The organism is Pseudactinotalea terrae (assembly GCF_009733845.1).
Lineage (GTDB): Bacteria > Actinomycetota > Actinomycetes > Actinomycetales > Beutenbergiaceae > Pseudactinotalea > Pseudactinotalea terrae.
Window position 1 is genome coordinate 496,513 of record NZ_WNXZ01000001.1, and the last position, 19,029, is coordinate 515,541.

Sequence of the window (19,029 nt, forward strand, 5' to 3'; positions counted from 1 at the left end):
TCTCAACAATGATGAGAATGCTTGTCAAACCAGGTCTGGTCGGACCGGCTAGCCTGACTCGGACGCCCGGCCAGCCAGGTCGGGTGCGGCATCAGAAGGAGTCCCTCATCGTGGCCAGCGCAACCTCCAGACTCGACAACGTCATCAGCCTCGCCAAGCGTCGTGGCTTCGTTTTCCAGACGGGCGAGATCTACGGCGGAACCAGGTCGGCGTGGGACTACGGACCGCTGGGCACCGAGCTCAAGGAGAACATCAAGCGGCAGTGGTGGCAGGCGGTGGTCCGCGGCCGCGACGACGTCGTGGGCCTGGACTCGGCCGTCATCCTGCCGAAGCAGGTCTGGGTGGCCTCGGGGCACGTCGGCGCGTTCAGTGACCCGCTGACCGAGTGCCTGCAGTGCCACAAGCGGTTCCGTGAGGACCAGCTGATCGAGGAGTTCACCGAACGCAAGGGCCGTGAGCCCGAGGGCGGCCTCGCGGGGGTGCCGTGCCCCTCCTGCGGCACGACCGGTCGCTGGACCGAGCCGCGCGACTTCAACATGATGCTCAAGACCTACCTCGGCCCGGTCGAGGACGAGAGCGGGCTGCAGTACCTGCGGCCCGAGACCGCGCAGGGCATCTTCGTCAACTTCATCAACGTGATGCGCTCCAGCCGCAGCAAGCCGCCGTTCGGCATCGGCCAGATCGGCAAGTCGTTCCGCAACGAGATCACGCCCGGCAACTTCATCTTCCGCACCCGCGAGTTCGAGCAGATGGAGATGGAGTTCTTCGTCAAGCCCGGCGAGGACGAGGAGTGGCACCAGTACTGGATCGAGAACCGCACCGACTGGTACGTGGATCTCGGCATCGCCCGCGACAACCTGCGCCTGTACGAGCACCCGGCCGAGAAGCTGTCGCACTACTCCAAGCGCACGGTCGACATCGAGTACCGGTTCGGCTTCCAGGGGTCGGAGTGGGGCGAGCTCGAGGGCATCGCCAACCGCACCGACTTCGACCTGACCACGCACTCGGAGCACTCGGGCCAGAACCTGTCCTACCTCGACCAGGCCACCAACGAGCGCTGGACCCCGTACGTGATCGAGCCGGCGGCGGGGCTGACCAGGTCGCTGATGGCGTTCCTCGTCGATGCCTACGACGAGGAGGAGGTGCCGAACGCCAAGGGCGGCACCGACGTCCGCACCGTGCTGCACCTGGACCCGCGGCTCGCGCCGGTCAAGGTCGCGGTGCTGCCGCTGTCCCGGAACGAGGAGCTCTCCCCGGCTGCCCGCAGCCTCGCCGCAGAGCTGCGCAAGTCCTGGAACGTCGACTTCGACGACGCTGGGGCGATCGGGCGCCGCTACCGCCGTCACGACGAGATCGGCACCCCGTTCTGCGTCACGATCGACTTCGACACGGCGCAGGACCAGGCCGTCACCGTGCGTGAGCGCGACTCGATGACCCAGGAGCGAGTCGCGATCGACCAGGTGCGCGGCTACCTCGCGGAGCGCCTGCTCGGGGCCTGACCGGTGAGCACCGATCCCCACGAGCCCGGACCTCGCCGTCGCACCCGCCGGGCTGCTCGACGCGCGATCGGTGGCCACGCGCACGGCCACGGGCCGATCGAGATACCTGCCGCCGAGGCACGTCGGGTCCGGACCGTGCTCGCCGCCCTCGTGGTCCCGCTGCTCATCGCGACGATCGTCGGGATGATCGCGCTGTGGCCGCGTGGCGAGTCCCAGATGGGCTCGGTGCCGCTCACAGCCGACGGCGCCACGTTCGAGCGCGGCCGCGTGACCGACGTGCCCGGCGAGCTCGGAGCGGAGGTCGTGGTCGAGGTGCTCACCGGCGAGCACGCCGGCCGCGAGGTGAGCGTGCAGGCGCCCCCCGAGGTGCTCGCCGAGGGCGTCGAGATCGGCGACGAGATCCGCATGCTGTACGTCGCCGGCGCTGCCGCGACCGGCTCGCCGTTCGTGTTCGTCGACTACGTGCGTGACATCCCGGTGATCGTGCTGGTCGCGCTCTACCTGCTGGTGGTCGCGCTCGTGGCCCGATGGCGCGGGCTCGCGGCGGTCCTCGGGCTCGCGGCCTCGCTGGTGATCGTCGGCGCGTTCGTGATCCCCGCGCTGATCCTCGGCACCTCGCCGTTGCTGGTGGCGCTCGTGGGGTCGAGCGCCATGATGTTCGTGGCCGTCTACCTCGCGCACGGGATCTCGATCCGGACGACGACGGCGCTCCTCGGCACGTTCGCCGGGCTCGCGATCACGACGGCGCTGGGGTGGTGGATGCTCGGCGCCGGCAACCTCGTGGGGAACGGCTCTGAAGAGGCGTACATGGTCTTCACCACCTTCCCGGGGACCTCGCTCAGCGCGCTGCTGCTGTGCGGCATCGTCATCGCCGGGCTGGGGGCGCTCAACGACGTGACGATCACCCAGGCGTCCGCCGTCTGGGAGCTGCACGCCACCGACCCCGGCGCCGGCCGCGGCAAGGTCTTCACCCGGGCGATGCGCATCGGCCGCGACCACATCGCCTCCACCGTCTACACGCTCGCGTTCGCGTACGTGGGCACGTCGCTGCCGCTGCTGATGGTCGGCGCGATCTACGACCGGAGCCTGCTGGAGTTCCTCATGTCGGGCGAGATCGTCGAGGAGGTCGTGCGGACGCTCGTGTCCTCGATCGGTCTCGTGCTGGCGATTCCCGCCACCACGGCGATCTCGGCGGCGCTCGTGGGGCGCACCCCGCAGAAGGCCTGAGGACCGCTCAGGTCTGGACGCCGGTCACGATCGCCGCGACCGTCCGCTCCGCCAGGGCACGCAGCTCGGCGGCCGGCAGGCCGCGCAGCGGGCCGTGGATCGCCAGCTCGGCGAAGCCGTGGACCGCTGACCAGCAGGGCCACTCCGCGCCGGGTCGTGCTCGTGGGTCGAGAACGCCGGCGGTGACCATCGTGTCCAGCGCCTCGACCAGCATCCGGAACGGTGGCGCCGTGGCGGGGGAGCGGTACGGGCTGTCGGCAGGTGCGGATCCCGGAGCGGGGAAGAACGCGACGGCGAACCAGCCGGGCTCCTCGAGGGCGAACTCGATGTAGCCCAGTCCGACCGTGATCAGCCGGCTCCGAGCCTGCTCGTCGGCCTCGCTCGAGGACGCGGCACCGCTCCCTGCCGGGAGCGCCATGCGATCGGCCATCAGCTCCTGCACGCGTGCCGCCACCGCACCCAGCAGTGCGTCACGGTCCGCGAAGTGCCGATAGGCGGCATTGGGGGAGACGCCGACCCGCCGCGTCGCCTCCCGCAGCCCCAGCGCCCCAGGACCACCCTCCCGGGTGAGCTCCAGGCCCGCGTCCACGAGCGCGGCCCGCAGGTTGCCGTGGTGGTAGGGGCGTTGCGTCACTCGCACCTCTTGACTCGTCGCCAGCCATGTCTACGATGTCAACTTATCATCGTGTGGACGTTGTCCACATCGCGACGAACGAGGAGCCCCGCCCATGTCCAGCACCGCCCTTCCACCGGTCGTCGACGCGAGCACCTGGCAGCGCGAGCTCGAGGCCCTGCGGGCTCGAGAGAAGGCCGCGACCCGGGAGCTCGACGCGATCGCGGCCCAGCGCCGTCGGCTGCCGATGGTGGCGATGCCCTCCTACACCCTCGTCGGCAAGGACGGTCCGGTCACGCTCGCCGAGGTGTTCGACGGCCGGTCGCAGCTGATCACGTACCACCACATGTGGCACGACGACGCGCAGTGGCAGTGCGGCGGCTGCACCGGCTTCACCTCGCAGTTCACCAGGCTGGATTTCCTCGACCCCTACGACGCGCGTTTCGTGATCGTCACGCAGGGCCGCATCGAGGACGCGCTCGCCTACGCCGAGCGGGTCGGCAACCGCATGGAGTGGTACTCCACCGCGGACAGCGAGTTCGGCGCCGACGTGGGCGCGCCCGCGGGCGGCGGGTTCGCCGTCAACGTCTTCCTGCGCGAGGGCGACCAGGTCTTCCGCACCTGGACCACGGACGGCCGCGGCACGGAGCAGCTGAGCCACACCTTCCCGCTGATCGACCTGCTGCCCTACGGGCGACGCGAGGACTGGCAGGACTCGCCCGCGGGCTGGCCGAAGGAGCCGGCCTACGTCGGCTGGCTCGACTCACCCGACATCGCCCGGCTGTACGGGCCCGCTGCCAGCTGAGCTGCCGACCTCAGCGATAGATCAGGTAGGGGCGGCGACGTCGGTCGAAGGCCGACAGCTCCTCGCCCCAGGCGGCGATCACCTCGTCGGCACCGGCGCCCGCGTCGATCTGCTCGCGCAGCCGGGTGGACCCGGTGAGCTTGTCGATCCAGAACGGGCGTGCCGGGTCCCAGGAGTCCTCGCGCCAGGCGAACTCGGCGTAGAGGTCGTGCGCCGCCACCAGCATCTCGACACCGACCCGGATCGGGTCCACGCGGTCGGGGTGCGTGATGTGCACCTGCAGCCCCGCGCAGACCTCGCCCACGTGCTTGCTGAACGTGGGCGTGAAGTACGCCTCACGGAACTGCACGCCCGGGATCTCCCGGGCCGTGAGCGCCTGCGCCCACCGGTGGTCGAGGTAGGGCGCGCCGATCAGCTCGAACGGCCGGGTGGTGCCCCTGCCCTCCGACAGGTTGGTGCCCTCGAACATCCCGGTGCCGGGGTAGACCAGCGCGGTGTCAGCCGTCGGCATGTTCGGGCTCGGCATCACGAAGGTCTGGCCGGTCTCGGCGAACAACGTCCGGCGCTTCCATCGGCGCATCTCGACGATCTCGAGTTCCTCGACGACGCCACCCTCCTCGTCGGGGAGGAACTCGCCGTTGAAGAACTGCGCGAGCTCACCCACCGTCATGCCGTGCGCCTGCACGATCTCCTTGGCGCCGACGCCGGAGGTGAACTCCGCCGTCATCATCGGCCCTCGTGCGGTGCCTCCGATCGGGTTCGGCCGGTCGAGCACCACGAAGCGGACGCCGGTGCGTACCGCGGCGCGCATCGCGGTGTACATCGTCCAGATGTAGGTGTAGAACCGGGCGCCGACATCCTGGATGTCGAACACGACCGTGTCGACCCCGGCCGTGGTGTACATCTCGGTCATCGCATCGACGCCCGCGCCGTACGCGTCGTAGACGGTGATGCCGGTGCGCGGGTCGGTGAACGTCGGCTCGGCCTCGCCGGCCTGCGCGGATCCGCGGAATCCGTGCTCGGGCCCGAACACCGCCACGATGTCCACCTGGCCCGAGTCGTGCATCTCGTCCACGATGCTGCGCAACGAGCCGAGCACGCCCGTCGGGTTGGTGATGACGCCGACGCGCCCGCCGCCGAGCACCGCCCAGTCGTCCTCGGCGGCCACCTCGGCGCCGCTGACCACGCGGCGGCCGGGCGCGTTGCCACCGGGGCTGCTCGCGGCCGGTGCGGCGCCCGCGAGCAGCCCCGCTGCCGACACCCCCGCCGCGGTCAGTCCGCCGGCGAGCACTCGTCGTCTGTTCACTGCCATCCTCGATCGTCTCCCTCGTGGTTGTGCGGTCACCAGGTCAGCCCGTGCCCGAACGGGTACAGGATCGTCGTAGGGTCGTCGGCTGCCAGGATGTCGACCGGCAGCGTGCCCACCGGCGCGACCTCACCCGCGAGGACCCTGGCCGCGGACTCGATGGCGATCGGCGAGTAGGAGTACGTCGCGAGGTAGGTCGGTGCGTCGCCGAGCGAGGCGATGTCGTAGGGGTTCCGCACCGCGACGACGACCACGACGGCACCGGTGGCGCGCAGCTCCGACACCAGCTGCTGCTGACCTGGCGAGGTCGACGCGTTCATCGTCAGGACCACGACCACGTCAGCAGTCGCGGCGGCGGCGACAGCGGCCGCGATGCGGGCGCTGGAGGGCGCGGTGCCGGTCTCGACCCGCGTCACCACGCCGCCCCGGTCGGTCAGCGCGTCGGCGAGGACGCCGGTGGTCGTCACGCCGTACCCGGTCACCAGGATGGCGGTGCCCTCGACGGCGAGCGGCAGCACGCCGTCGTCGTTGCGCACCAGCGTGGTGGTCCGGTCCGTGATCTCGTCCGCCAGGCTCAGGTGGGCCGGGATGCCGACGACGGCGCTCACCTCCTCGGGGTCGGCGTAGGGCCGCTCGACGATGCCGCGCCGGTACTTCAGCCGCAGGATGCGCGCGACCTTCTCATCGAGGTCCCGGCGGCTGATGCGGCCGGTCTGCACGGCATCAGTGACCGCTGCGTACGCATCGTCCATCGCTGGTGTCATCAGGAGCTGGTCGGCACCCGCGAGCAGGGCGCGGACGGCGACCTCGGCGTCGCCGTAGAGGTCACGCACGCCCTGCATGTTGAGAGCGTCGGTGACGATGACGCCGTCGAAGCCCAGCTCCTCGCGGAGCACGCCGGTGAGGATCGGGTGGCTCAGCGTCGCCGGGTCGCCGGAGTCGTCGAGCGCGGGGAAGGCGAGGTGGGCCGTCATGATCATGTCGATGCCGGCCTCGATCGCCGCCCGGAACGGTGGCGCGTCGATCTCCTCCCACTCCTGGCGCGTGTGGGTGATGATCGGGAACGCGACGTGGCTGTCGACCGCCGTGTCGCCGTGGCCCGGGAAGTGCTTCGCCGAGGCCGAGACACCACCGTCGTCCTGGAAGCCGCGCACCTGCGCGGCTGCCATCTCGGCGGCCAGCGCCGGGTCGGAGCTGAACGAGCGGGTGCCGATCACCGGGTTGGCCGGGTTGACGTTGACGTCGCAGACCGGCGCGAAGTCGGTGTTGACGCCCATCGCCCTCAGCTCGGCCCCGATGATCTCGGCCGCGGCGCGGGCATCCTCGGCGCTGCGGCCGGCACCGAGCGCCATCGCGCCCGGGAACGGCGTGGCCGGCGGCCCGATGCGGGTGACGAGGCCACCCTCCTGGTCGGTGGCGATCTGCAGCGGGATCTGCACCTTGTTGGGCCCCTGGTTCGCGGCTTCCTGCAGGCCGTTGGACAGCGCCACGATCTGGTCGGGGTCCTGCACGCTGTCGGTCCACGCGAAGTAGATGACACCCCCGAGCTGGTACTTCTGCACCACCTCGGCCGGGCTGGCCACCCCGTACAGCGGGATGTTGCGCTCGTCCGGCGTGGTGGCGTCGGACCCGTAGACGTTCTGGACGAACAGCTGGCCGATCTTCTGCTCGATGGTCATGCGGCGCAGGTGCGAGGTGACCCACCCGTGCTCGCCGCGCGGGCTGCTGCCGTGCGCGTGGGCCGTGGTCGCGGCTGCTGCCACGCCAGCGGCGGCCAGGCCGCTGGTGAGCAGGGTCCTGCGGGTGAACGTGGTCGACGGGCGCATGGCGTCTCCAAGGGGCTGCTCGCGGCGGTGCGAGCGTCTGGTCGGGTCGATCCATGCCTACCCGAACGGGAACCCCCATGGTAGAGGTTTGACCAAAGCTTGACCCTACTTGGCCACCCCGGGTGGTGGCGTTGCCGGTTTTCAGCCCGCCGCTCGTACGGTCACGCGACCGTGAGCTCCGTGGCGCTGGTCATGCGCACCAGCTCGTCATAGGTGGTGGAGAACACCGCGGCGGGATGGCCGGCAGCCGCCCAGACGACCGGGTGCTCGCGCAGCCAGGGGTCGATGTAGGTCCGGATCGGTGCCGGGTGGGCGATCGGTGAGACCCCGCCGATCACCTGGCCGGTGTGGGTGCGGACGAAGTCCTTGTCCGCCCGCGTCAGGGGGCCGGTGGTCCGCGCGACCAGGTCGGTGTCGACCCGATGGGCTCCTGAGGTGAGGATGAGGACCGGCGCACCACCGCCGTCGAACAGAAGACTGTTGGCGATCGCTCCGACCTGGCACCCGAGCGCCTCGGCGGCCAGCGCCGCCGTGTGCACGGAGTCCGGGAGGATCCTGATCTCACCGCTGCCACCCGCCTCGGCGAGGGCGGCCCGGAACCTGGTGATCGACGTGTGCTCAGCCACACCCCGACCCTATCGATGCCGAGGATCAGCGATACTCGTGCGGTGAGCTTGCGCATCGGTCCCTACGACGTGGGCACCCCCATCGTGCTCGCACCGATGGCCGGGGTGACCAACGCGCCTTTCCGCACCCTGTGCCGGGATGCGGCGCTCGACGGCGTGCCGCCCGATCAGCAGGCCGCTCTCTCCTCCTCGCCGGCACCGGTCGGGCTGTACGTCGCGGAGATGGTCACCTCTCGGGCGCTGGTGGAGCGCACCCCGGAGTCGATGCGGATCATCTCCCACGACGAGACCGAGAAGGTCCGGTCGGTGCAGCTGTACGGGGTCGACCCGGCCACGGTGCGGGCCGCGGTCCGGATGCTCGTCGCCGAGGACCGCGCCGACCACATCGACCTCAACTTCGGTTGCCCCGTGCCCAAGGTGACCCGCAAGGGCGGGGGAGCGGTCCTGCCGTGGAAGCACGACCTGTTCGGGGCGATCGTGACGGGCGCGGTGCAGGAGGCGGCGCCGTCGGGGGTTCCGGTGACGGTGAAGATGCGCATGGGGATCGACGCCGACCACCTCACGTACATCGACGCGGGACTGCGGGCACAGGATGCGGGCGTGGCCGCTGTCGCGCTGCACGCCCGTACGGCTGCCGATTACTACTCCGGGACCGCCCACTGGGACTCGATCGCTGCGTTGAAGGACGCCGTGACCGATGTTCCCGTGCTCGGCAACGGTGACATCTGGTCCGCCGAGGACGCGCTGACGATGGTGGCGCAGACGGGGTGCGACGGCGTCGTCGTGGGCCGCGGCTGCCAGGGCCGACCTTGGCTGTTCACGGACCTCGTAGCGGGCTTCGCCGGCTCCGACCTGCGCGTGCAGCCGGGCCTGCGCGAGGTGGCGAGCGCAATCCGCCGGCACGCCGAGCTGATGGTCGAGCACTTCGGCGAGGAGGGAAGGGCGTTGCGCGAGCTGCGCAAGCACATGTCCTGGTACCTCAAGGGCTACGTGGTGGGCGGCGAGGCGCGTGCCGCCCTCGGCATGGTCAGCAGCCTCGCCGAGCTCGACGACCGCCTCGGCGCGCTTGACCTCGAGCAGCCCTACCCGGGCGAGGGAGCAGAAGGGCCGCGCGGTCGTGCCGGCAGCCCCAAGACCCCTGCGGTTCCGGACGGCTGGCTCACCAGCCGCGAGATCGACGACCGCCTGAGCGAGATGCTCGCCGAGGCCGAGCTGAGCGTCTCGGGAGGCTGACTCCTCAGACGCGGTCTTCCGGCGGGGTCCCGTAAGGAGAGGTCGCATCGGTGGTCGGACCGGCGTGGGGTCTGGGGTCGTCCTTGCCGAACACGCCTACGGAGATCCAGACCAGCGCGACCACGACACCGCCGAGCGGGGCGTACCCGTTGGGCGTCGGGTCGAGGGCGGCGAAGCCTGCGCCGTACAGCATCGAGAGCGCCAGCGCGATGAAGGAGAGGTACCTGCGGTTCATGTCTCGAACGATCGCACGGACGGCGAGCCCAGGCCGATGACGTCTGTCACCGATCTGGGGCCAGCCAGTCGGGGGCGGGCTCGATCGCGGCGCTCGCCAGCGCCTCGTGCCATGCCGGGTCGCGCAGCAGCCTCGCCTCCCAGGCGCGGATCTGCCCCGTGGGCCCCGGCAGTCCCTCGGCCGGGTGGAGGAACAGCTCGCTGGTGCCCTCGGGCAGCGTCACGAGCGCACCGATCATCTGCTCGCGCAGTGCCTCGTAGGACCCCAGCTCGGCGGCGCCGGCGCGGTTGGTGATCATCGCCTCCGGCAGCGGCACGCCGAGCTGGTCGGCGAGGGCGACCGCGTCGCGATGCCGGGCCGCCAGCTCTGCGGGCACCTCTCCGAGGTAGGGAGCCAGCTGTCGTGGCAGCCGGAACGCCAGCTGCTCGGCCGCGCACCAGTGCAGCACCGGAGCCAGCCAGGGGCCGCCGTCGAGCCCGTAGAGCGTGCCGGCGTGCGAGTCCGCACCCGTCGGGGTGATGCCGTGCTCGCGCATCCAGGCCAGCTGAGCGGCGAGCTCGGCGAGCACGTCGTCGACGGTCGTGCTCGCCAGGGCGAACGGCAAGGCCGCGTTGCCCGAGCGAGCTCGCCACCGCTCGATGCCACGCTCGCTCGTGAGCGTGGCGTGCAGGCGCGGGGTGACGCCGAGCGCGGCGAGCTGGGCAGCGGCGTCGGCTGCCCCGGGCGTGACGGTCAGCAGCGTGGTGGCGGTGATGTGCCCGCGCTCGAGCAGGGCGAGCACGGTCGCGTCGGTGCGGGGGTCCCGGCCGAGGTCGTCGGCCGTGATGACGAGCCGGCGCCCGCTCACACCGTGCTCTCGTCAGCGGGCTCCACCAGCTCGGACGCCTCGGGGGGCAGCTGTGCGGGGACGTGCAGGAAGCGGGCGGCGACCGAGCCGATCAGGGCGAGCGCGAACGGGTACACGCACATGTAGAAGCGGAACGCGGTGCCGGGGTCGGAGCCGGGGTCGTCGCCCGAGGTGTAGCCGAAGAACCAGGTCAGCGACGCGAGCGCGAGGCCCGTGATGATGCCGTTGAGGCGGCCCAGGGTGCCGAACGCCGACAGGAACAGGCCCTCGCGGTGGGCGCCGTGACGGACGGCGTCGCCGTCGAGCACCCGGGCCACGATCAGGTCGTTGGTCGCGAGCATGCCCGACCAGCCGATGCCCACGAGCACGCCGGCCGCGATGCCGGTGACGAGGTCGTGAGCGAAGAACAGGCCGATGAAGCTCACGGCGAGGAGCGGGAACGCGAGCCGCCAGGTCCACAGGGCACCCCGCCGGGCCACCACCCGGGTCCATACCGCCAGCCCGACGGCGGCGACCACGATGACCACGCCCTGCAGGTAGAGCGTCTGCGCGACCGGCAGCCCGAGCGCGTACCGGACGTAGAGCTGCACGCCCGAGAGCACGAGCGCCATCGGGATCGCGTAGCAGGCCCCGATCAGGCCGACCTTCCAGAACAGCGGGTTCTTGAGGATCGCGACCACGCTCGGCAGGAACGGGGTCCGCTCACGCGTGGAGTAGCGCGGGTTCTCGTGGACGCCGATCGCCATGAAGCAGATCGCGACGACCGCGACGAGGCCGTAGATGATCGCGGTGGTGCGGAACCCCGCCGTGGAGGTCTCGGAGCCGAACACCTTCGTGGTGAGCAGCGGCGTGACCGCGAGCGAGACCACCAGCGCGACGAGCTGGAAGCCCTGCCGCAGGCTGTTGGCCCTCGCGCGCTTGGTCTCCTCGGGGAACACCTCGGGCAGCAGGGCGCCGTAGTTCGCGTTGAGCATCGAGTCGAACGCCTCGCACAGGATCGCGAAGACCGCGAACCAGATCACCAGGCCCACGCCGTCGAGCGAGGTCGGTGCCGAGAAGAACGCGATCATCGACGCCGCGAGCAGCGGCGCGCCGATCAGCAGCCACGGCCGCCGGCGTCCGAACCGGGTGCGGGTGCGGTCGGAGAGGTGGCCGAGCAGCGGGTTGTCGATCGCGTCGATGACCGCGTACACGATCATGACGCCGGCGTACACGCGGGCATCCATGCCCAGCATGTCCACGTAGAACAGGATCATCGATCCCTTGATCATGTTGATCGGGATCGACGTGCCGAACATCCCGATCGCGTAGCGCCACGGTGGCGTGCGACGTGGCGTCGTCGACGCCACCGTGGGGCCGCTCGGTGCGGTCGAGCTCTCGAACGGGTCAGCCATCGCAACCTCCTGCGCCGGAATGTGCTCGGCGAGATCCTCCCACCAGGACGGTCGGTCCCGCGCTAGGGAGCGTCGGCTACGGCTGACTGCCGTCGTAGTGCGGCCAGAGGACGAACAGTCGCAGGCTCTGCGCCTCGTCGTTCAGCATCGCGAACCCGCTTCGTGGCGGCTCGGTGGAGAGCAGCTGCCGGACGTCACCCAGGAGGCGCTCGCACCGGTCGAGGCCCGCTGCCGCGAGCACGCGGGCCGGGACGGTGCCGGCGTGCGCCCGCACGACCGCCGCCGGTCCACCGGTGTCGTGGCCGGTCGCCGGATGCAGCTGCTCGATCACGAGACACACGTCCTGCTGCCGCTGCGCCACGAGCCCCGTGAGGGGCCGCCGCCTGCGCGGCGGCCCCTCACCGCTCACGCGCGTCCGGCGCGGTGCCGCACGAGCAGCACCGTCACGCCGCAGGCCACCGTGAGCGCCGCGAGGAGCCCGAGCAGCGGGAGCATCCCGGACGTGCCCGTGTCGGCCAGATCGCCGGGGCGCCCCGACTGATCGGAGTCGTCCGAGGCGCCGCCCAGGTCGTCGCCGCCGGCTGCGGACGTCGGTGGGTCGGTCGGTGCCGTGGTCGGGTCCGTCGGGCCGTCGGTCGGGCCGTCGGTCGGGTCGGTCGGCGGGTCGGTCGGCGCCTCCGTGGGAGGCACCTCGGCGGCCTGGATGACGATCGTCGCGGCGACGCTGGAGGAGCCGGTGGTGGCTGTCACCGTGACCGGTCCGGGACTCAGGCTCGGGGGCAGCGCGATCGAGGCGATGCCGGCGCCGTCGGCACCCGTCGTGAGCGCGCCGAGCGAGACAGCGCTCGCTGCCGCGAACGTCTGCATCGATGACCCAGCCGTCTCCAGCGTCAGGGTGTAGTCGCTGCCCGGGAGGCCGCCGGTCAGACCGAGGTCGATCTGGTCACCGGCCTCGGCCTCGGCCGGCGCCGAGAGGTCGATGGGCATCGCGAGGGTGCAGGAGACCGCATCGGCGACCGCTGCCCGGACCGGCACCAGGGCCGGGCTGTCGTCCTCACCACCGGCGAGGAGCAGCTGCAGGTCGCGGACGGCCGCCGTGCCGTCCCCGCCTGCGTCGCGCTCGGTCTCGACACGGGCGAGCGCGTCGCGGACCGCGGCGGCGTCCTCCGGGGACAGACCGGAGGCGGCGTCGTCGAGAGCTTGTCTGGCGTGCTCGAGCTCGCCGAGCAACGGGTCGTCGGTCTCCGTGGTGTACGGGCGGTTCGTGACGCACGCCGGCGGCTGTGCGTTGAGGAACCGGGTGAGGAAGGAGTGCGCGGCGATCTGTGCGGTGCGCTCCTCTCGGAGCCCGTAGTTGCTCTCCGTCGTGTTCAGGTACGTGTGCCCGTCCTCGAAGCGGCTCTGCAGCTCGATGGCCTCCTGGAGGTGGAGGCGTGCCCACTCGCTCGGGGGCGTGCTGAGGTCCGAGCCGATGTCGAAGCTGTCAGCGATCACGTCCGCCTGGGCGAAGTACATCGGGAAGGTCGTGCCCCAGTCGTTGCCGTCCGGGTAGTAGATGTCCGGCTCGCCCGGCACGTAGATCGTCCCGCCGGGTGCGTCCCAGGGCGGCGAGTCGAACTGCTGCTCGACCAGTGCGCCGTAGGTGAGATCGACGTTGTGCAGGAACGCTGACGCCGGCAGGTGCCCGGCGAGCTGTTGGGCCAGCGCGTTGTTGACGCTCTGGTCGAAGGCCAGCATGTAGATGGGGTGCATCAGGTTGTGGTTGGCGACCGTGCCGTCGGTGTCGACGTTCGACCCCTGGAGGAACTCGTCCAGCTGTCGGCCGTTGAGGACCTCGGTCGAGGTCACGTCCTGCGGTGCGGCCCAGCCGGCGATCGACAGCTCGAGGGCATCGGCTCGCCACTGCTGTGCGCCGGCGGCGTTCGGCATCATCATCGCCGCCAGGCCCGAGAGCGAGCTCTGCCAGGTGTTCTCCTCGGCCTTCGTGTCACCGGGGCTGATGATCCGGCCCTGCGGGTCGCGGTAGTAGCCGGGCGCCGGCATCGCGTCGGCCTCCATCGCCACCATGTTGGCCACGCAGCTCTGCTGCTGCGGTGTGAGGTCGTCCCAGAGCAGCCACGCGGCGAATCCGTTGTAGTAGGCCCACAGCGAGGCCTGCCACTGGGACGACTCCGGTCCCCATCCCTGCGGGGTGTTGGCGATGTGCTCGGCCGCTGCCGAGGTGGCCAGCCGCACCACGCGCTCGCGGGCCTCGCTCTCGCTCACCCCGGTGTCCGCGGCGTCGTAGGTTCCGGTCGCGAGCAGGATCGCGGCGTTGACCGACGCCATGGCGACGCCTCGCAGGGCGTACTCGGTGTTGGCCACCCTCCCGGTGAGGTCGATCCGCTCATCGGTCTCGGCCCCGAACTTGTCGTCCCACCAGGTCGTGGTGACGAAGCGGTTGGCGTTCCGGGCCGCCTGCAGGCTGAGCTGGGTGATCTCGTCCTGTGGCACGTCGCCCTGGAGGATCGCCGGGTCCGGCGGTGTCACACCGGCGGCGAGGTCGCTGGCGTCGTCGCACCCCGCCCAGGGCTCGGTGCTGGGTGTGGTCGTCAGCGACACAGCGCCGATCGAGCCGCGGTAGAAGAAGTCCTGCCCCTCGTCGCCGCCGTTGCCGATCCGCATGGGGTTGCTGCCGTTGTTGACGATGGGGATACCCATGTCGTAGGTGACGTCGGCTGCCGCACCTCCGGCGATCTGGATACGGACCTGGTTCGCCTCACGCGTGATCGCGATGTCGTAGCTGGTCCCGGCCTGGGCGATGACGCCGGAGGCGTACTGCGCCCACTGACCACGTCCGACGATCCGCGACCAGAACCGGATCTCGCCGTCGGGCATGATGTACACGGCCCAGCCCTGGTTGTTCGTCGACCGGCTCGTCACGAGCGCCTGGTGCTGGCGGGTGAGCGGCCCAGGCACGACGTCGGTCAGCGTCAGCTGCCAGGTGCGGTTGCCGGGCTCGAGAGCGCGATCGAACGGGATCTGGATCTCCGAGTCGTCGGCGGCGCTGAAGCGTGCGCTGCCGTCGGCGAACGTGACGCCGGGAAGCGCCTCACCGTGACGCTCGCCCGTCGAGTCCTGCGCGTCGCCGTCGAGCGCCCAGGTCGAGGAGCTGGGGGCGGGCAGGTGGGAGTCCGCCTCAGCGGTCGGCACGGTGGTGGCTCCGAGCACGAGCGCGGCGCCGAGCGCCGCCGTCAGCGTGCGGGCGAACCTTCGCCCGGATGGGGGCCGGAGCGCCCGTGGGAGATCGGGAGTAGGGGGAGAGGGGTGATGCCGGGTCATGGTGCGCCTTCGCTCGTCCGGTACCGCTGCGCTGCGGGCTTCTGCATGTGTACCAGCGGCGGAGCGAGTTGGGCAAGACCTTTTCGTAAAAGACCATAACGAATGGTCGTGACGCTACGGTAGCGGCTGGCGAAAGGCATCGAGATGGATCAACCTGCCCGCGGCACACCACAGCTGCGGATGCTCAACACGCGCCGAGTGCTCTCGGCAGTGCGGGATGCCGGTGAGCCCACCCGCATCGCCGAGCTTGCGGAGATGACCGCGCTGACCCGACCCACGGTCGCCCAGATCGTCGCCGTGCTCGAGGAGCACGGATGGCTGGAGCGCCACGAGCCCTCGGTTGCCACCGGCCGGCCGGCAGCCCGTTACGCGCTGCTGCAGCGCAGGTTCATGGTCTTCGGCGCTGACGCCGGCGCGCATCGGGCCGTGGTCGAGGTGGCAGGCCTCGACGGCCGTGTGCGGGCCCGGCGCGAGCGCCGCCACGACCGCAGGCTCGGCCAGGAGATGCTCGACCTGCTGGGCGAGATGCTGCAGGAGTGCCTCGCCGAGACGGGCCTGCGGGCTGCGACGATGGTGGCCGGCACGGTGGCGACCCCGGGGATCGTCGATCTCCGGACGGGTCGGATCACCACGCGCCACAAGCTCGGCGACTGGACTGTCGAGGAGGTCGTGGATCGGCTCGGTGCCGGCACGACCGACGTGTCTGTGGAGAACGACGCCAACCTGGCCGCGCTGGCGATGCGCTCCGTGCCGGACATGCCGCCGACCTTCCTCGGTCTGCAGTGGGGTCAGCGCCTGGGTGCCGGGATCGTGCAGGATGGCCAGCTCTATCGCGGCGAGTCCGGCGCCGCGGGCGAGGTGGGATCGTTGCTCACCGAGGATCCGGTGACAGGTCAGGTGCGCCACCTCGAGGAGGTCGTGCGTGTGAGCCGGCTCCCGGAGCTCGGTGGCGTTCCCGAGGTGTCGGCAGAAGAGCTGCTCGCGGCCGCAGGTCGTGGTGAGCAGGGCGCCGTCGAGGCGCTGCGGCACGGTGTGGCTCCGTTGGTGAGGGTCGTCGCTCCGATCTGTCTTGCACTGGACCTGCGCGTCATCACCATCTCGGGCGCGATCGCTCGCGGCGGTCCGGCTCTGCCCGAGGCGCTGCGCGACGAGCTGGGCCGGCACGGCGCCCACGATGTGGAGTGCGTGCTGTCTCCGTTCCTCGAGGACACCGTGGTGCGCGGGGCGGTGGGGCACGCCGCAGAGTCGGGGTGGCAGCGGGTGCTCGCCACCGCGCCCTGGCGCTCCGGGGGGCCGAGCGACGAGCCCGGTGTCACCGACCGGTGAGACGGGTTCCGGTGAGATCGGGCGCCGTGGCTGCGGTGGGGTACGACGCGGCGACCAACGAGCTCGAGGTCGAGTTCATCGGCGGCGACGTGTACCGGTACTCGATGGTGCCGCCCTCGGTGCACCGCGAGCTGATGGTCGCCGACTCGATCGGCGCCTACGTCAACCGCGAGGTCAAGCCGCACTACCCGGGCCGCGAGGTCTTCGACGCGGGGTAGACCTGGTGCAGGAGTTTGGGCAGGGTCAGGGGGTGGGGGCCGGGGCGGTCGAGCCGCGCACGATGAGCTCGGGGGAGTAGACAAGCTCGGTGCGCGGGGCGCCGCCACCGCTGATCTCGGTGAGCAGGGCGTTGACCGCGGCCGCCGACATCTCCTCGACGCGCTGGCGGATCGTGGTCAGCGGGGGCTCGGTGAAGGCGATGAGGGGGGAGTCGTCGTAACCGATGACCGAGACGTCGCCAGGCACGGCCAGACCGAGCGCGCGGGCGGCCTTGACGGCGCCGAGGGCCATCACGTCGGAGGCGCACACGATGCCGGTGCAACCCTTCTCGATCAGCTCCTTCGCGGCGGCCTGGCCACCCTCGAGCGTGAATAGCGAGGAGGAGACCCATTCCTGGGTGTCGGTGACCCCGAGGCTCTGCTCCATCGCGGTGGCGAAGCCCTGGATCTTGCGCGCGACCGGCGTGAACCGATCGGGCCCGACGGCGAGCCCGACCTTGGTGTGGCCGAGCGAGACGAGATGACGCACGGCGAGCGACATGGCCTCGACGTCGTCGGCGGAGATGAAGGAGGCGTCCAGGCCCGGGAGGTAGCCGTTGACGAGCACCATCGGCAGCCCCTCGCTGCGGAGCTTGTGATAGCGCTCGGGGGAGGCGCTGCGGTCGGCGTGGAGGCCTGAGACGAACACGATGCCGTCGACGCCGTGGTCGCGGAGCATCTCGGTGAACTCGTCCTCGGTGGTACCGCCGGCGACCTGTGTGCACAGCAGCGGCGTGAAGCCGGAGCTGGCGAGCGCGGCCGAGATCCGTTGCGCGAACAAGGGGAACACCGGGTTCGTGAGCTCAGGGACCACGAGTCCGATCAGACCGACCGACCGGCCCCGGAGCCGCTCGGGGCGCTCGTAGCCGAGGAGGTCCAGCGCCTGCAGCACCGCCTGCCTGGTCTCGGCGGCGACCCCCGGCTTGCCGTTGAGCACACGCGAGACCGTGGCCGTGCTGACGCCCGCCATCTCGGCGAGGTCGGTCAGCCGGGTGCGGCTGCTCGTGCTCGTGGTGCTCACCTGGACCTCCTTGTCTGAAACGTGTTCTGAAAGTTACAGCAAGGCCTTGCAGAAGGGAAGGATTCGGGATACCTTCCATCGAACAGGGCCGTTCGCTACGACGCGACGCCGGCCGAGTCACGACACACACAGGAGTGAGCAGATGCGTCGAAGCATCATGATCGCTGCGGCAGCAGGCCTGACCCTGGCCCTCGCCGCATGCCAGAGCGGCGGCGGTACCACCGACGACGAGACGACCGACGGCGGCGCCACGGGCGGCGAGGAGACCTCCTCTGCCGCCGCGACCGGCACGCTGACGATCTGGGCGGACGAGCTCCGCGCAGAGCCGCTGACGGATGTGGCAGCACAGTTCGAGTCCGAGACCGGCGTCACGGTCGAGATCGTCCAGAAGAACTTCGACGACATCCGCCCCGAGTTCCTCGCGCAGGCGCCGACCGGTGAGGGCCCGGACATCATCGTCGGCGCCCACGACTGGACCGGCGAGCTCGTGACCGCCGGCGTCGTCGCCCCGGTAGACCTCGGCGCCAAGGCCGAGGAGTTCGTCGAGGTGGCGGTCAACGCCTTCAGCTACGAGGGCTCCAACTACGGCGTCCCCTACGGCATCGAGAACATCGCGCTCGTGCGCAACGACGGCATGACCGACGTCGCACCCACCACCTGGGACGAGATGATCGCCGCGGGCGAGGCTGCGGGTGGTCAGTACCCCGTGCTGCTGCAGCAGGGCGATGCGGGCGACGCGTACCACATGTACCCGTTCCAGACCTCGTTCGGTGCGCCGGTCTTCGCGACCGATGACACCGGTTCCTACCTCCCGGAGCTCGCTCTCGGTGGCGAGGCCGGCACGGCGTTCGCCGACTGGCTCGCCGCCAACGGCGCGGCCGGAACCGGCGCGCTGCAGACGGCCATCACGGCAGACATCGCCAAGGAGGCCTTCGCCAACGGCGAGTCAGCCTTCATGGTGACGGGCCCGTGGAACATCTCGGCCTTCACCGACGCCGGCCTGGAGGTCTCGGTGCTGCCGATCCCCTCGGCGGGTGGCGAGACCGCAGCACCGTTCGTGGGCGTGCAGGGCTTCTTCGTCAACGCGACGTCCGAGAACCAGCTGCTGGCCAACACCTTCCTGCTCGACTACGTCGCGACCGACGAGGTCCAGACGGCTCTGTACACCTCCGGTGGCCGGATCCCCGCGCTGACCACCGCGTCTGACGCCGTGGCGGCCGACGACCCGATCGTCGCCGGCTTCGCGGCGGCCGGCGAGGTGGGCGTCCCGATGCCGACGCTTCCGCAGATGGGTTCGGTGTGGGACTTCTGGGGCACCACCCAGGCCGACATCATCTCCGGTGACGCCAGCGACCCGGCTGCCGCGTGGCAGACGATGGTCGAGAACATCGAAGCCGCCATCGGCTGATCCGCGCGCCGCACGCCGCGCGTGCGGCAACAGTCCTCGGGGGCGTCGGCACGGCGCCCCCGAGGACCAGCGGTCGCACCTTCGC

At 70.9% G+C, this 19,029-nt stretch carries 17 protein-coding genes; 7 read left to right on the forward strand and 10 right to left on the reverse strand.

Annotated features, from left to right (window positions below; all coding sequences use genetic code 11):
• The first annotated feature begins 110 nt into the window (after nucleotides 1-110).
• Nucleotides 111-1,499 carry a glycine--tRNA ligase gene (locus GPA03_RS02250; RefSeq protein ID WP_241681043.1) on the forward strand — a complete coding sequence of 463 codons (1,389 nt, stop codon included), beginning with the start codon at nucleotides 111-113 and terminating at the stop codon, nucleotides 1,497-1,499.
• 3 nt (nucleotides 1,500-1,502) lie between these two features.
• Nucleotides 1,503-2,726 carry a YibE/F family protein gene (locus GPA03_RS02255; protein ID WP_241681044.1) on the forward strand — a complete coding sequence of 408 codons (1,224 nt, stop codon included), beginning with the start codon at nucleotides 1,503-1,505 and terminating at the stop codon, nucleotides 2,724-2,726.
• 7 nt (nucleotides 2,727-2,733) lie between these two features.
• Here the strand turns inward: GPA03_RS02255 and GPA03_RS02260 are convergent, their stop codons facing one another.
• The gene (locus GPA03_RS02260; RefSeq protein ID WP_338325714.1) at nucleotides 2,734-3,360 is read right to left on the reverse strand and encodes a TetR/AcrR family transcriptional regulator; all 627 of its coding nucleotides are present in this window, start codon (nucleotides 3,358-3,360) and stop codon (nucleotides 2,734-2,736) included.
• Nucleotides 3,361-3,454: 94 nt separating this feature from the next.
• Between GPA03_RS02260 and GPA03_RS02265 the strand changes: the two genes are divergently transcribed.
• Nucleotides 3,455-4,144: a DUF899 domain-containing protein gene (locus GPA03_RS02265; protein WP_156250370.1), complete on the forward strand. Its 690-nt coding sequence runs from the start codon at nucleotides 3,455-3,457 to the stop codon at nucleotides 4,142-4,144.
• A gap of 10 nt (nucleotides 4,145-4,154) precedes the next feature.
• On the opposite strand, the gene GPA03_RS02270 is transcribed toward GPA03_RS02265, so the two are convergent.
• From GPA03_RS02270 to GPA03_RS02280, 3 genes are all read right to left on the reverse strand, one after another.
• Complete coding sequence (locus tag GPA03_RS02270; RefSeq protein ID WP_156250371.1) at nucleotides 4,155-5,456, reverse strand: exo-beta-N-acetylmuramidase NamZ family protein; 1,302 nt, start codon at nucleotides 5,454-5,456, stop codon at nucleotides 4,155-4,157.
• Nucleotides 5,457-5,485: 29 nt separating this feature from the next.
• A complete protein-coding gene (locus GPA03_RS02275; RefSeq protein WP_156250372.1) occupies nucleotides 5,486-7,276 on the reverse strand; it encodes a glycoside hydrolase family 3 protein in 1,791 nt (596 codons plus the stop codon).
• A 161-nt stretch (nucleotides 7,277-7,437) separates the two neighbouring features.
• Nucleotides 7,438-7,902: a YbaK/EbsC family protein gene (locus GPA03_RS02280; protein ID WP_156250373.1), complete on the reverse strand. Its 465-nt coding sequence runs from the start codon at nucleotides 7,900-7,902 to the stop codon at nucleotides 7,438-7,440.
• Nucleotides 7,903-7,917: 15 nt separating this feature from the next.
• Between GPA03_RS02280 and dusB the strand changes: the two genes are divergently transcribed.
• Complete coding sequence (gene dusB / locus GPA03_RS02285) at nucleotides 7,918-9,135, forward strand: tRNA dihydrouridine synthase DusB (RefSeq protein ID WP_156250374.1); 1,218 nt, start codon at nucleotides 7,918-7,920, stop codon at nucleotides 9,133-9,135.
• Between the two features lie 4 nt (nucleotides 9,136-9,139).
• Here dusB and GPA03_RS02290 read toward each other — a convergent pair whose 3' ends face one another.
• The 5 genes from GPA03_RS02290 to GPA03_RS02310 form a co-directional block, all read right to left on the reverse strand.
• Complete coding sequence (locus GPA03_RS02290) at nucleotides 9,140-9,370, reverse strand: hypothetical protein (RefSeq protein WP_156250375.1); 231 nt, start codon at nucleotides 9,368-9,370, stop codon at nucleotides 9,140-9,142.
• A 46-nt stretch (nucleotides 9,371-9,416) separates the two neighbouring features.
• Nucleotides 9,417-10,217: a ChbG/HpnK family deacetylase gene (locus tag GPA03_RS02295; protein WP_156250376.1), complete on the reverse strand. Its 801-nt coding sequence runs from the start codon at nucleotides 10,215-10,217 to the stop codon at nucleotides 9,417-9,419.
• The gene (locus GPA03_RS02300) at nucleotides 10,214-11,611 is read right to left on the reverse strand and encodes an MFS transporter (protein ID WP_156250377.1); all 1,398 of its coding nucleotides are present in this window, start codon (nucleotides 11,609-11,611) and stop codon (nucleotides 10,214-10,216) included. The genes GPA03_RS02295 and GPA03_RS02300 overlap by 4 nt, the downstream gene beginning before the upstream one ends.
• 76 nt (nucleotides 11,612-11,687) lie before the next feature.
• Nucleotides 11,688-11,942 carry a hypothetical protein gene (locus GPA03_RS02305; protein ID WP_156250378.1) on the reverse strand — a complete coding sequence of 85 codons (255 nt, stop codon included), beginning with the start codon at nucleotides 11,940-11,942 and terminating at the stop codon, nucleotides 11,688-11,690.
• A 74-nt stretch (nucleotides 11,943-12,016) separates the two neighbouring features.
• Complete coding sequence (locus tag GPA03_RS02310) at nucleotides 12,017-14,932, reverse strand: LamG-like jellyroll fold domain-containing protein (RefSeq protein ID WP_156250379.1); 2,916 nt, start codon at nucleotides 14,930-14,932, stop codon at nucleotides 12,017-12,019.
• A gap of 144 nt (nucleotides 14,933-15,076) precedes the next feature.
• Between GPA03_RS02310 and GPA03_RS02315 the strand changes: the two genes are divergently transcribed.
• Nucleotides 15,077-16,258, forward strand: coding sequence for an ROK family transcriptional regulator (locus GPA03_RS02315; protein ID WP_156250380.1), 1,182 nt, complete (start codon nucleotides 15,077-15,079; stop codon nucleotides 16,256-16,258).
• A 26-nt stretch (nucleotides 16,259-16,284) separates the two neighbouring features.
• The gene (locus GPA03_RS02320; protein ID WP_241681045.1) at nucleotides 16,285-16,476 is read left to right on the forward strand and encodes a KTSC domain-containing protein; all 192 of its coding nucleotides are present in this window, start codon (nucleotides 16,285-16,287) and stop codon (nucleotides 16,474-16,476) included.
• A 25-nt stretch (nucleotides 16,477-16,501) separates the two neighbouring features.
• Here the strand turns inward: GPA03_RS02320 and GPA03_RS02325 are convergent, their stop codons facing one another.
• Nucleotides 16,502-17,485 carry a LacI family DNA-binding transcriptional regulator gene (locus tag GPA03_RS02325; protein WP_241681128.1) on the reverse strand — a complete coding sequence of 328 codons (984 nt, stop codon included), beginning with the start codon at nucleotides 17,483-17,485 and terminating at the stop codon, nucleotides 16,502-16,504.
• Between the two features lie 193 nt (nucleotides 17,486-17,678).
• Between GPA03_RS02325 and GPA03_RS02330 the strand changes: the two genes are divergently transcribed.
• Entirely contained in the window at nucleotides 17,679-18,944 is a 1,266-nt protein-coding gene (locus GPA03_RS02330) for a sugar ABC transporter substrate-binding protein (protein ID WP_156250383.1), read from the forward strand.
• Nucleotides 18,945-19,029: the final 85 nt, after the last annotated feature.